This window comes from Piscinibacter sp., assembly GCF_047600445.1.
GTDB lineage: Bacteria > Pseudomonadota > Gammaproteobacteria > Burkholderiales > Burkholderiaceae_C > Piscinibacter.
In genome coordinates, this window is the sequence record NZ_JASGKT010000002.1 from 101,952 (window position 1) to 116,390 (window position 14,439).

Annotated in this window: 6 protein-coding genes and 1 pseudogene; all 7 read left to right on the forward strand. The window is 67.0% G+C overall.

Annotated features, from left to right (window positions below; translation table 11 throughout):
* Nucleotides 1-62 precede the first annotated feature (62 nt).
* Nucleotides 63-5,885 (forward strand): excinuclease ABC subunit UvrA, encoded by a 5,823-nt coding sequence (uvrA, locus tag QM792_RS04415; RefSeq protein WP_415147996.1) that lies wholly within the window; start codon nucleotides 63-65, stop codon nucleotides 5,883-5,885.
* Nucleotides 5,886-5,953: 68 nt separating this feature from the next.
* Nucleotides 5,954-7,225, forward strand: coding sequence for a capsule assembly Wzi family protein (locus tag QM792_RS04420; protein ID WP_415147998.1), 1,272 nt, complete (start codon nucleotides 5,954-5,956; stop codon nucleotides 7,223-7,225).
* Between the two features lie 69 nt (nucleotides 7,226-7,294).
* Entirely contained in the window at nucleotides 7,295-7,660 is a 366-nt protein-coding gene (locus tag QM792_RS04425) for a DUF6869 domain-containing protein (RefSeq protein ID WP_415147999.1), read from the forward strand.
* 617 nt (nucleotides 7,661-8,277) lie between these two features.
* Nucleotides 8,278-8,598 (forward strand): annotated as a pseudogene (locus tag QM792_RS04430) (DUF6531 domain-containing protein); the annotation flags it as partial.
* Between the two features lie 102 nt (nucleotides 8,599-8,700).
* Nucleotides 8,701-10,341, forward strand: a complete 1,641-nt coding sequence (locus QM792_RS04435) for an RHS repeat protein (RefSeq protein ID WP_415151662.1) — start codon at nucleotides 8,701-8,703, stop codon at nucleotides 10,339-10,341.
* A 2-nt stretch (nucleotides 10,342-10,343) separates the two neighbouring features.
* Complete coding sequence (locus QM792_RS04440) at nucleotides 10,344-12,641, forward strand: RHS repeat-associated core domain-containing protein (RefSeq protein WP_415148001.1); 2,298 nt, start codon at nucleotides 10,344-10,346, stop codon at nucleotides 12,639-12,641.
* Nucleotides 12,642-12,959: 318 nt separating this feature from the next.
* Nucleotides 12,960-14,432 (forward strand): RHS repeat-associated core domain-containing protein, encoded by a 1,473-nt coding sequence (locus tag QM792_RS04445; RefSeq protein ID WP_415148002.1) that lies wholly within the window; start codon nucleotides 12,960-12,962, stop codon nucleotides 14,430-14,432.
* The last annotated feature ends 7 nt before the right edge of the window (nucleotides 14,433-14,439 follow it).

A 14,439-nucleotide genomic window follows, 5' to 3' on the forward strand; every position in this document is an offset into this window, starting at 1 on the left:
CCCCCGGAGCGTGGGGTGATGGCAGCGGTCTCTAGAATCTTTCGCCTTCCCCCTGGAGGCGCATGGACAGCAACGACGACAGCCGCGGGTTTATCCGTATCCGCGGCGCCCGCCAGCACAACCTGAAGAACCTCGACCTCGACATCCGCACCGGCGAGATGACGGTGGTCACGGGCCCCAGCGGGTCGGGCAAGTCGAGCCTGGTGTTCGACACGCTGTACGCCGAGGGCCAGCGCCGCTACGTCGAGACCTTCAGCGCCTATGCGCGCCAGTTCCTCGACCGCATGGACCGCCCGGCGGTCGATCGTGTCGACGGCGTGCCGCCGGCCATCGCGATCGACCAGACCAACCCGGTGCGCTCCAGCCGCAGCACGGTCGGCACGATGACCGAGCTGAACGACCACCTGAAGCTGTTGTTCGCGCGCGCCGCCGAGCTGTTCGACCGGCAGACCGCGCAGCGTGTGCGCCACGATTCGCCGGAGACGATCTACGCCGAGCTGATGGCGCGCACGGCGGCGGCCGATCCGCGCCTCGTCGTCACGTTCCCGGTCGAGCTGCCGGCCGGCACCAGCGAATCCGACATCGAGCAATGGCTGGCGGCCAGCGGCTTCACGCGCGTGCAGGCGCAGCGCGAGGTCGCCTCGCCCACCGGGCCGCGCACGCTGCTCGACGTGGTGGCGGACCGCTTCCGCATCCAGGGCACGGAGAAGGTGCGCGCCGTCGAAGCCATCGAAACCGCGCTCAAGCGCGGCGGCGGGCGCGTCAACGTCTATGCGCTGGAGGATGGGGCGGGGCCTTCGACGAGCTCAGGCCGAACGGAGGAAGCCGTTCGCGCTGAGCCCTTCGACGAAGCTCGGGACAGGCCTGTCGAAGCGCCGCGCGTGGCACTCTGGCGCTTCTCGACAGGACTGCACTGCCCCGACAGCGACCTGCGCTACGCCGACCCGCAGCCCGCGCTGTTCAGCTTCAACTCGGCCTACGGCGCCTGCGACACCTGCCGCGGCTTCGGCCGCGTGATCGGCGTGGACTACGGCCTGGTGATCCCCGACCACCGCAAGACGCTGCGCGCCGGCGCGATCAAGCCGATGCAGACGCCGGCCTGGAAGGAATGCCAGGACGACCTGCTCAAGTACGGCGGCGAGGCCGGCATCCCGCGCGACACGCCCTGGTCGGCGCTCACCGACGCGCAGCGCGACTGGGTGATCAACGGCTCGCCGAACTGGAAGGGCAACTGGAACAAGCAGTGGTACGGCGTGCGGCGCTTCTTCGAGTACCTCGAATCGAAGGCCTACAAGATGCACATCCGCGTGCTCTTGTCCAAGTACCGCAGCTACACGCCCTGCACGGTGTGCGGCGGCGCGCGGCTGAAGACCGAGGCGCTGCTGTGGCGCCTGGGCGCGAAGGACGACGCCGACGCGGTGCTGGCCCCCGCGAAGCGCTTCATGCCGGTGGGCGTGCAGTGGACGCGCGCGCAGCTCGAAGCGCTGCCGGGCCTGACGGTGCACGACCTGATGCTGATCCCGATAGCGCGCCTGCGCCGCTTCTTCGAGCGCATCACGCTGCCCAGCTCGATGCTCGACGAGGCGCTCAAGCTGCTGCTCGACGAGATCCGCACGCGGCTGAAGTACCTGTGCGACGTCGGCATCGGCTACCTGACGCTGGACCGCCAGAGCCGCACGCTCAGCGGCGGCGAGGTGCAGCGCATCAACCTGACCACCGCGCTGGGCACCTCGCTGGTCAACACCATGTTCGTGCTCGACGAGCCGAGCATCGGCCTGCACCCGCGCGACATGAACCGCATCGTCGAGGCGATGCAGCGCCTGCGCGACGCCGGCAACACGCTGGTGGTGGTCGAGCACGACCCGGCGGTGATGCTGGCGGCCGACCGCCTGATCGACATGGGCCCCGGCCCCGGCGAGCGCGGCGGCAGCATCGTGTTCGACGGCACGCCCGAGGCGATACGCCGCGCCGACACGCTGACCGGCGCCTACCTCGGCGGGCGCAGGCACGTGGGCATGGGCATCAAGCGGCTGATGTCGCCGGCCACGCCCAAGCTGATCCTCGAGGGCGCGCGCGAGCACAACCTGAAGAACCTCACGGTCGAGTTTCCGTTGCAACATCTCGTCTGTGTCACCGGCGTGTCGGGCTCGGGCAAGAGCACGCTGATGCAGGACGTGTTGTTCCCCGCGCTGCAGCGCCACTTCGGCAAGGCGACCGAATCGCCCGGCGCGCACGACCGCCTGCTCGGCGCCGAACGGCTGGCCGACGCGGTGTTCGTCGACCAGTCGCCGATCGGCAAGACGGCGCGCTCCAACCCGGCCAGCTACGTCGGCGCCTTCGACGAGATCCGCAAGCTGTTCGCGCAGGCGCCGCTGGCGCAGCAGCGCGGCTACGGCCCCGGCATGTTCAGCTTCAACGCCGGCGACGGGCGCTGCCCCACCTGCGGCGGCTCGGGCTTCGAGCACGTGGAGATGCAGTTCCTCAGCGACGTCTACCTGCGCTGCCAGGACTGCGACGGCCGCCGCTACCGCGCCGAGATCCTCGACGTGAAGATCGACCGCCGCGCGCCGGGCGGGGCGATGCGCGAGCTGTCGATCGCCGACGTGCTCGAACTCACGGTGAGCGAGGCGGTGCAACTGTTCCGCGACGACCGCGAGGTGCTGCGCGTGCTGCAGCCCATCGTCGACGTGGGGCTGGAATACGTGAAGCTCGGGCAGCCGGTGCCCACGCTGTCCGGCGGCGAGGCGCAGCGCCTGAAGCTCGCCGGCTTCCTCGCCGAAGCGCAGGGCGCGCCGGCGCAGGCGCTGGCGAAGAAGGGCACGCTCTACCTCTTCGACGAGCCCACCACCGGCCTGCACTTCGACGACATCGCCAAGCTGATGCGCGCCTTCCGCAAGCTGCTCGACGCGGGGCATTCCATCGTCGTCATCGAGCACAACCTCGACGTGATCCGCGCCAGCGACTGGCTGATCGACCTCGGCCCCGAAGGCGGCGACGCCGGCGGCGTGGTCGTCTGCACCGGCACGCCGGAGGACGTGAAGCGCCACCCGACATCGCACACCGGCCGCGCGCTGGCCGACTACGAGCGCGCCATCGGCATCGGCGTGCCGGTGGTGGAGGAGGCTCTTCCGTTCGGGCTGAGCCCTTCGACAAGCTCAGGACAGGCTCCGTCGAAGCCCTTCGACAAGCTCAGGGCGAACGGTGTCGGGGACGAACTGATCCGCATCGTCAACGCCCGCGAGCACAACCTGAAGTCGCTCGACGTGGCGATCCCGCGCGGCAAGTTCAGCGTGATCACCGGCGTGTCGGGCTCGGGCAAGAGCACGCTGGCCTTCGACATCCTGTTCAACGAAGGGCAGCGCCGCTACCTCGAATCGCTGAACGCCTACGCGCGCAGCATCGTGCAGCCGGCCGGGCGGCCCGAGGTGGACGCGGTGTACGGCATCCCGCCCACGGTGGCCATCGAGCAGCGCCTGTCGCGCGGCGGGCGCAAGAGCACGGTGGCCACCACCACCGAGGTGTGGCACTTCCTGCGCCTGCTGTACGTGAAGCTGGGCCTGCAGCACTGCGTGAAAGACGGCGCGCCGGTGCGGCCGCAGAGCGCCGAGAGCATCGCGGCGCAGATCCTGCGCGACAAGGATCGAGGAGGATTCAGGGGCCAGCACGTCGGCCTGATGGCGCCGCTGGTGGTCAACCGCAAGGGCGTCTACACCGACCTCGCGAAGTGGGCCAAGGCGCGTGGCCACTCGCACCTGCGCGTCGACGGCGAATTCCTGCCGGTGGACCCCTGGCCGCGGCTGGACCGCTTCAAGGAGCACACGCTGGAGCTGCCGGTGGGCGACCTGGTCGTCTCGCCCGACAAGGAAGCCGAGCTGCGCGCGCTGCTCGCCAGGGCGCTGGACGCCGGCAAGGGCGTGATGCACCTGCTGGCGCCGCTGGACGGCCTGAAGGGCGCGCTGCTGGCCGGCCTGCCCACCGCGCGCATCGGCGCGGTGAAGGTGTTCTCCACCAAGCGCGCCTGCCCGGTGTGCGGCACCAGCTACCCCGAGCTGGACCCGCGCATGTTCAGCTACAACAGCAAGCACGGCTGGTGCACCACCTGCGTGGGCACCGGCCTGGCGCTGACGCGCGAGCAGCGCAAGGCCTACGACGACTCGCGGCGCGACGACGACGACAAGGGCCGCGAGCAGAGCTTCCCCTCCGAGGAGCCCGAGGTCGAAGGCGTGCTCGACACGCCCTGCCCCGACTGCGGCGGCACGCGGCTGAACCCGGCCTCGCGCGGCGTGACCTTCGACGGCAAGTCGATCACCGCGATCGCAAAGGGGAGCGTGAGCGACTGCCGCGCCTGGATCGCGTCGCTGCGGCTCGCCGGCCGCGACGCCGACATCGCGCGCGACGTGGTCACCGAGATCGAGAGCCGCCTCGAATTCCTCGAGGAAGTCGGCCTCGGCTACCTGACGCTGGACCGCGCCGCGCCCACGCTGTCCGGCGGCGAGGCGCAGCGCATCCGCCTCGCGGCGCAGCTCGGCAGCAACCTGCAGGGCGTGTGCTACGTGCTCGACGAGCCGACCATCGGCCTGCATCCGCGCGACAACCGCATCCTGCTCGACGCGCTGCACAAGCTCGGCGACAAGGGCAACACGCTGGTGGTGGTGGAGCACGACGAGGACACCATCCGCCGCGCCGACCACATCATCGACATCGGCCCCGGCGCCGGCAAGCGCGGCGGCCGGCTGGTGGCCGAAGGCGGCACGGCGGCGCTGGCCGCGCACGCCGACTCTGTGACCGGGCGCTTCCTGGCCCGGCCGATGCGCCACCCGCTCAATACGCGCCGCGCGGTGGCGGCCGATGCGCCGCGGCTCGTCGTGCGCGGCGCCTCGCTGCACAACCTGAAGTCGCTCGACGTGGCGGTGCCGCTGAAGCGCCTGGTCGCGGTCAGCGGCGTCAGCGGCTCGGGCAAGAGCACGCTGGCGCGCGACGTGCTGCTGGCCAACCTGCAGTTCATCAACGTGCGCGGCGCCAGGCCGAACTGGCAGGGCTGCGCCGGCATCGACGGCTGGCAGCAGATCGACCGCGTGCTCGAAGTCGACCAGACGCCGATCGGCAAGACGCCGCGCTCCTGCCCGGCCACCTACATCGGCTTCTGGGACGTGATCCGCAGGCTCTTCGCCGACACATTGGAGGCCAAGGCGCGCGGCTACGCGCCGGCGCGCTTCTCGTTCAACACCGGCGAGGGCCGCTGCGCCGCGTGCGAAGGCCAGGGCATGCGCACCATCGAGATGAGCTTCCTGCCCGACGTGAAGGTGCCGTGCGACGTCTGCCACGGCCGGCGCTTCAACCCCGAGACGCTGGCCGTCACCTGGCGCGGCCGCAACATCGGCGAGGTGCTGACGATGGAGGTCGACGAGGCGGTCGACTTCTTCGCGGCTATGCCCGCGATCAGCCACCCGCTGCAACTGCTGAAGGACGTGGGCCTGGGCTACCTGACGCTGGGCCAGCCGAGCCCCACGCTCTCGGGCGGCGAGGCGCAGCGCATCAAGCTCGTCACCGAGCTGACCAAGGTGCGTGACGACGTCACGCGCCGCGGCAACAAGGCACCGCACACGCTGTACGTGCTCGACGAGCCGACCGTGGGCCTGCACATGGCCGACGTGGAGAAGCTGATCCGCGTGCTGCACCGCCTGGTGGACGGCGGCCACAGCGTGGTGGTGATCGAACACGACCTCGACGTGATCGCCGAAGCCGACTGGATCGTCGACCTCGGCCCCGAGGGCGGCGCGCGCGGCGGCGGCGTGGTGGCGGCCTGCCCGCCGGAGGCGCTGGTGGCCTGGCCGGGCAGCCACACCGGCGCGGCGCTGAAGTCGGTGCTGGCGCGCGGCGGCTGACGAGTCTCAGGGGCTACCAAAGGTTACGGTGGGTGGACCGGCGCCGCCTGCGGTCTTAGCGTTGTGCGATGACCTGCTCTTTGCGCCGCCGCGTGCTGGCGCTGGCGCTGGTGCCGGCACTGGCGGCGGGCTCGGCGGGCCAGGCGCTGGCCGCCGGGCCCGAACTGCCGCGCGAGGCCTACACGCTGAGCGGCCGCGACGCCGAACCCGTCGCGCACGCCGGGCTGACGCTCGCCGGCGCGGCCGATCCGGGCCGCGGCCCGAACTTCCTCGCGCTGCCGCTGGCCGGGCGCAGCGGCGCGGCCCTGCGCCTCGCCGGCGGCGACGCGCAGGGCCTGCGCTGGTCGCTCGGCGGCTCCTGGCAAGACCAACCCGGCCAGCGCGCCGACCTCGAAGGCAGCGGCCTGAGCTACCCGTTCGGGCCGGGCCGGCTCTACGCCTCGGTGGAACGCCGCCACTGGGGCCCGTCGCCCTTCGGCAGCCTGATCCTCGACGGCGCGGCGCGCGCGCTGCCGGCCGTCGGCTGGCGCAAGACCTCGGGGCAGGCCTTCGAGCTGCCGGTGCTCGAATGGCTGGGGCCGTGGCGCACCGACCTGTTCGCCGGGCGGCTCTCGAACGACGCCGGGCCCGACGACGTCAAGCTGCTCGGCTGGCGCCTCGAGATCGAGCCGCTGCCGGGCCTGGTGCTGGGCGGCTCGCGCGTGCTGCAGTGGGGCGGCGAGGGCCGGCCGCAGACGCTCGGCAGCCTGCTGCGCGCGATCGTCGGCATCGACAACTTCGAGGCCGACATGGACCGCAGCGTCGAGCCCGGCAACCAGTTGGCCGGCTTCGACGCGCGCTGGACGCTGCCGGGCGAGGGCCCAACGCGCCTGACGCTGAACGGCCAGATGATCGGCGAGGACGAGGCCGGCCACATGCCCAGCCGCTACCTGGTCGGCGGCGGCGGCGAAATCGCCGCCACGCTGCAAGACGGCACGGCCCTGCGCGTGTTCGGCGAACTGGCCGACACGCAGGCCGGGCGCATGTTCCGAGGTAGAGGCTACCCGGGGGCCGCCTACCACCATTCGCTCTACCCGGCCGGCTACGCGCAGCGCAACGCGCCGCTCGCCTACCCGGCCGGCGGCGACGTGCGCCTCGCCTCGCTGGGCCTGGCGGCGCGGCGCGGGCCGGCGCGGCTGCTGCTGATGGCGCACCGCGGCAGCAACGCGCTGCGCGGCCTGGCCGGCGAACTGCGGTTCGCCGTCGACGGCGGCCCGGCGCTGGCGCTGGCGGCGAGCGAGTGGCACGACGCGCTCGGCCGCGAGCGCGGATTGCAGTTGCGTGTCGAGATTCCGCTCTGAAGTCTCGACGTGCGTCACACTCCTGAGCACAGCGCCAGTGACGGGTGTGGAGTAGATGTCGAAGCTTGGTTGAAGTACCACGAGCGTCTGGAGCAGGCGGGCGATCTAACGGGAAGCACAAATGTTGCCGACGAGTACCTATGGGCAATCGAGCGACTTGACGATGTTGTCACCAAGTATCCGGAGGATGGCTGGCGACTTGTCATGGAACTTTTCATGCTTGCTCGTTCGGACTACCAGCTCGCATGTCTTGCGTCGGGTGCGCTGGAGGACTTGCTGGCAAGGCATGGGCGAGATCTCATCGATCGCGTTGAGCAAACGGCCTCAATGAACGCAAGGTTCCGCGAGACGCTTGCCGCCGTCTGGCAGAACGCGATAGCTGACGATGTTTGGGCGAGCATCAAGCGGGTCGTTGGATCACCGGGGGCGGCATGAAGATCCCACAAGCCTTCGTTTCCCTGATCAGCCACGACACAGGCACGGCTACCCGCACCTGCGATGCGGCGGGCAACCTAAAGACCCGCATAGCGGCTGTGTCCAGCCTGACTGAGCGACCACCCGAAAACGCTCGAAGCAGATCCAGGACATCTCAACAATCTGTTGGGGGAGGAGAGAAGAAAGTGAGACAAGAAGTTGCAGTCCAGCGTAGCCACACGCGAGCCATATTGGCGCGGCTCGCAGCATTGCTGCTGCTGTCAGCTTCGGTAGATGCGGCGCAGATTGATCAATGCAGCGATCGCTCTCCCAATGGTCAGTTCGAGTGCACTTACCGGCCCCACATCATCGAACCGTGGCGGTATAGCGCAACAGGGCCATACGAAACCACGGCGACCCTGCTCGATGAGCAACAGGTCAAAGAACAGATGGGCGCACTCATCGCGGCCAAGTGCCCGAATTGCTGCGATGCTGGTCGCTTGATTTCGGAGGGGCCTTGGAGGCCAGCTGGCCAGTACAGCCCAGCGTGGGCTCCCGACGTTGAGGGGGGCAAGATCAAAGATCTGACATACAGCTTCAGCGGGAACTGCGCGTTTCCGCAGACTGTTGGCTCTTTGATGGCGCGCTGGCGATATGCGTTCTGCGAACGCGCTGGCTGGACTCACGCCAACATCTCAGGGCAGTCCTACTGCTATCGCTCACGAAGAGCGAGCGAGACTTGCTTTGGGAACCCAATTTCGCATCCCTCGGGAAGCAAAGTCTTCTCTGACGTCGACTACCGCTCGCCGCGAGACGGAGGGCTTCGGTTTGTACGTGAATACAGGAGCGACGGTTTCAGCTACCCGAGCACCTTCTCCGCGAACTTGTGGGAGGTACTGGGCAACACCTGGACGCACAACTACTCTGGCTATGTCTTGGCCACACCCCAGTCAATCTGGGTCGGATGGGGGCAGGAGGCCGCACAACATTTTGCTGTTCCGGCGGGATCTTCCTTTCCGCGCCAACTCTCCCCAATCCGTCCAGGAACACGAAATCGACTGGTGGAGACCGCTCCCGGGCAGTATGCCTACTACACCCAGCGCAACGACATGGTCACCTTTGCCGGCGGCCTACCGGCCGCCGCAATGCGACCGAACGGCTTTGGAGTCACCTTCGTGTACGACAGCTTCAACGGGAGGCTGGCCATCGTCCGAGATACTTCCGGAAGAGAGCTTGAACTCTCTTATGACAGCGTTGGTCATCTTCAGTCGATTGCCGATCCAGCGCAGGGTAGTGTGACCTATGGCTTCAAAGCGCCACCGCTTGATGTCAATGGACAGAACGCGGACAACCTGTCCTTCACAACGTTGGACACAGTGACGTACCAGGATCAGGCTTCGCGGCGATATCTCGTGTCGGACTGGGACTATCTTGGCGCTACCGCCTGGTCCCTCGCAACGCGAATCCAGGGCGTGATCGACGAACTGGGCGTTGCATATGAGACCGTTGTCTATGACAGCTACGGTCGGGCAACGAGTTCCGAGTTGGCTGGCGGAGTCGACAGGTTTCAGGTCAGTGCTGGAGGCGTGACAGATCCGATAGGTACTTCTCGTACCTACCAGTACAGCACTAGCTCCGGTGCGATCACTGCCATATATCAACCCGCAGGCGCGGGCTGCCCTGCGAGTAACAGTACCAGCGCGTTTGACGCGAATGACAATCTCACTTCCATCAACGACGTCAACGGCAAGCGCATCTGCTATGCCAATGACTTGACCCGCAACCTGGAGACGAGTCGAGTCGAGGGCCTGGCCGGCGGCACGAACTGCCCGACGGTAACCGGCAGCGGCGCGACGCTGCCTGCTGGCTCCCGCAAGATCAGCAGCCAATGGCACCCTGACTGGAGGCTGCAGGCGAAGGTAGCCGAGCCCGGCCGAATCACCACGTACGTGTACAACGGCCAGCCGGACCCGTTCGCTGGGGGAGCGGCGGCCTCGTGCGCGCCGGCAGGCGCGCTGCTGCCCGACGGCAAGCCCATCGCGGTGCTGTGCCGCCAAGTGGAGCAAGCCACCACGGATGCCAACGGCGCTGCGGGCTTCAGCGCGACGCTGGACGGCACGGTGGCCAACCGCGAGCAGCGCTGGAGCTACAACCAGTGGGGCCAGGTGCTGACCCACGACGGCCCGCGCACCGACATCGCGGACATCACGACCTACACCTACTACAGCGACACCAGCTTCACCGGCACGGGCGCTGCGGCCGTGGGCCACACCACGGGCGACCTGCAGAGCGTGAGCAACGCGGCGGGCCAGCTCACCCAGTACACCCAGTACGACAAGCACGGCAACGTCATCCAGAGCATCGACCCCAACGGGGTGGTGACGACCAACAGCTACGACCTGCGGCAGCGGCTGTTGAGCACCAGCGTGGGCGGCCAGACCACCAGCTACAGCTACGACCTGGCCGGCCAGCTCAAGCGGGTGACCCGGCCCGATGCGAGCTGGATCGGCTACGACTACGACCCGGCGCACCGACAGACGGCGGTGTACGACAACCTGGGCAACCGCATCGAGTACCTGCTGGACAACGCGGGCAACCGCATCGGCGAGAACGTCAAGGACAGCGCCGGCTCGCTGCGCCGCCAGCTCGCCAGGAGCATCGACGCGCTCGGCCGCGTTCAGCAGACCACCGGGAGGAACTGATCATGAACACGGTCCGCATCGCTGTCGCACTGGCCGCGGGCTGGGCGCTGGGCGTGCACGCACAGACGCTGCCGGCCCCGCCGGTCTCGCCCGCCCCGGTGACCAACTACGAGTACGACGCCAAGGGCAACCCGACCAAGACCATCCAGGCGCCTGGTGTGGCGGGCTTCAACTTCGCCACGACCAACACCTACGACAGCCTGAACCGCCTGAAGGACAGCACCAACGCCAAGAGCGGCAAGACCCAGTTCGGCTACAACGGGCGCGAGGATCTGACGCAGCTCACCGACCCGAGGAACCTGGTCACCCAGTACCCGCGCAACGGCCTGGGCGACACCACCAGCCTGGTCAGCCCGGACACCGGCACGGCTGCCCACACCTACGACGCCGCTGGCAACCTCAAGACCCGCACCGACAGCCGCGGCGTGCTGGCCACCTACAGCTACGACGCGCTGAACCGGCTCACCGGCGTGGTCTACAGCCAGAGCGGGCAGACCAGCCTGAACTACGCCTGGGCCTACGACCAGACCGGTGCGGGCTACTCCAACGGCGTGGGCCGCCTCACCTCGGCCACCCACCCGGCCGGCTCGAGCCAGTACACCTACGACGCCCAGGGCCGGCTGCTGACCGAGACGCAGCGCGTCAGCGCCGCCAGCGGCGCCAACGCCGCGCAGGTCAGCAGCACCGTCACCTACACCTACGACGCGGCGGGCAACCTCACCAGCATCGTCTACCCGAGCGGGCGCAAGCTGGCCATCGGCTACAGCGGCGGCCAGGCCAGCTCGCTTGCCCTGGCGCCGGACGGTAGCAGTGCGGCTGCCACGCTCGTGAGCCAGATCCAGTGGGAGCCCTTCGGCGGCCCGCGCAGCTGGCTGTGGCAGATGGCCAGCGGCACGCGGCAGCACAGCTGGATCTACGACAGCTCGGGCCGCCTGGTGCGCCAGAACCTGGGCGACAGCCTGCGCGACATCAGCTACGACGCGGCCGACCGCATCACCGGCTACCAGCACTACGACGCCACCACCGGCGCGGCCCAGGCGGCGCTGGACCAGAGCTTCGCCTACGACGAGCTGGGGCGGCTGACCGGCATCACCACGGCCTCGGCCAGTTGGAGCATCGGCTACGACGCCAACGGCAACCGCACCGGCCTCACCCTCAACGGCACCACCAGCGCCTACACCACCGCCAGCACCAGCAACCGGCTGACCAGCACCACCAACCCGGCCCGCAGCTTCGGCTACGACAACGCCGGCAACACCGTCAGCGACACCTACTCCGCCACCTACAACCTGGCCGGGCGCTTGGCCACGCTGCTCAAGGCGGGAACCACCTCCACCTACAGCGTCGACGGCTTCGGGCGCCGGGTGCGCAAGTTCGACAGCACCGGAGCCGCCAGCACGGTGCTGTTCGTGTACGACCAGCTCGGCCAGCTGCTGGGCGAGTACAACGGCTCGGGCACGGCCCTGCGGGAGTACGTCTGGCTCGGCAGCACACCCATCGCCATGTTCGTGCCCAACGGCAGCAACCCGCCGCTGGTGTACTACATCCACACCGATCACCTGGCCACGCCGCGCATCGTGCTCAACACCGCCGGGCAGCAGCGCTGGAGCTGGCTCGCCGAGCCCTTCGGAACCACCGCGCCGAACGCCAACCCGCAGAACCTGGGAACGTTCACCTTCAACCTGCGTCACCCAGGCCAGTACGCCGACCCGGAGAGCGGGCTGTTCTACAACTACTTCAGAGACTACGATGCCTCAACAGGCAGGTACGCCCAGTCTGATCCCATCGGGCTCGATGGGGGGATCAACACGTATGCATATGCTGATGGATCGCCTGTTTCATTCACTGATCCTACGGGTCAGGTTACGTGGAAGGGCGAGGTGCTAAGCCTCGCATACGTTCCGCGGTTCGGCTTGGCAGTGCATCGATTCGATTTGACATCGGAGTGCAAGTGTGGTGTAAGAGTAAGAATCAAAGGGTATGCAGTCTTCGGTGCATATGGGAAAGGATTCAAGTACACAGGATCCAATGGAAAGAGTGAATTTTCAGACATCTTCTCCTGTCCGACTGGAAAGAGTGCAAATGGCCCAGCACTATCTCTATCGGCCGCTTCAGTAGGGGGGCGCCATGGACGAGCTTTTGGATATACACGTTATGGATCAATGAAAACTGGTTGGGGAGCATCCTCAAATATGGATGGTGTTGATCTTTCGATCGGAGCATACTTAGGATGGAGTCACGTGCGCGACAGCGATATAGAAATAACCAAGTGTGATGAGTGCCAGTCTGAGCCCCAGTAGTGGCACAGATTGGGTGGTCTGTATGGTTTGCGACGAACAGATTCTGAATTTCAATGCTTCACAGGATTAAGTCTGCTGCAATTCTTACCGTAGGAACTTTCGCCATACTGGCTGTGGTCTATATGGTGTTTGGTATTGGTACGATAGATTTATTGACAAATCCAATGCTCGTCTTGATTGTGTTCTTATGTGCATATCTCATTTCGTTCATACTGGATGCTTGGAGAGAGGCCAAGCGATCTAATCGAAGGTAGGAGCGTGGGTGGTAGGCGGTTTCTAGTCAGTTGTCGGCATCCTCTGTCAACTGCGACCGTATCGATGGAAGATGTGCAACAGATACCCGCTGCTCGACTGGTCTGCATATATCGACCGAGCAGACTCCGTATCAGCGACATCAGCTACGACGCGGCCGACCGCATCACCGGCTACCAGCACTACGACGCCACCACCGGCGCGGCCCAGGCGGCGCTGGACCAGAGCTTCGCCTACGACGAGCTGGGGCGGCTGACCGGCATCACCACGGCCTCGGCCAGTTGGAGCATCGGCTACGACGCCAACGGCAACCGCACCGGCCTCACCCTCAACGGCACCACCAGCGCCTACACCACCGCCAGCACCAGCAACCGGCTGACCAGCACCACCAACCCGGCCCGCAGCTTCGGCTACGACAACGCCGGCAACACCGTCAGCGACACCTACTCCGCCACCTACAACCTGGCCGGGCGCTTGGCCACGCTGCTCAAGGCGGGAACCACCTCCACCTACAGCGTCGACGGCTTCGGGCGCCGGGTGCGCAAGTTCGACAACACGGGAGCCGCCAGCACGGTGCTGTTCGTGTACGACCAGCTCGGCCAGCTGCTGGGCGAGTACAACTCGAGCGGCACGGCGATCCGGGAGTACGTGTGGCTGGGCAATACCCCAGTGGCGGTCTTTACGCCGGACCCGGCCAACGCGGCTAACCCGCCGCTGGCTTACTACATCCACACCGACCACCTGGCCACGCCGCGCATCGTGCTCGACACCGCCGGGCAGCAGCGCTGGAGCTGGCTGGCCGAGCCCTTCGGCACCTCCGCGCCGAACGCCAACCCGCAGAGCCTGGGCGCCTTCGCCTTCTTCCTGCGCCACCCGGGCCAGTACGCCGACGCCGAGAGCGGGCTGTTCTACAACTACTTCAGAGACTACGATGCCTCCACAGGCAGGTACGCTCAGAGTGATCCGATAGGACTTGGTGGCGGCATCAACACCTATGCATACGCACTGAGTTCGCCGGCTCTGCTCGCGGATCCGGACGGGTTGAGTCCCGGGGCGACGACAATTCCTCGCCCTTTGACGCTCCCGAATGTCCCGAATCCAGCATTGATACTTCCCCTACTGCTTTCTGGAGATACAACAAACAGTGATGCCAGTCGGTGTACGTGCAAAGGACAGCTTGTCTACCGAGGCGATCGAGCGTCGCGTCCGCCAAGCGTTGTCTTTGCGACAGGGTTTTCTCCAAAGGGACTCAATATGGATCTTCTCGCTCACGCCAGAGGCACTCCAGACAGTGGCTATGTAGCCACGTCCAAGAGTATTGACATTGCACTAGCGTTTGCAGGCAAGAATGGCTACGTGTATCAAATTTGCATTAGCGGCGGGGTAGATGTAAATGCAGTCCTCGGTTCCAAGTCACCTTACCCAGAACAAAGGGAAATTGCGGTTCCTGGCGGTATTCCAGGCTCGCGAGTGATGTGGGGCGCTTCCAATGCTAGCGGAAAGATTGAGCGTAACCCGAGCTGTGGTTGCGGCGACTAGTTTGAGG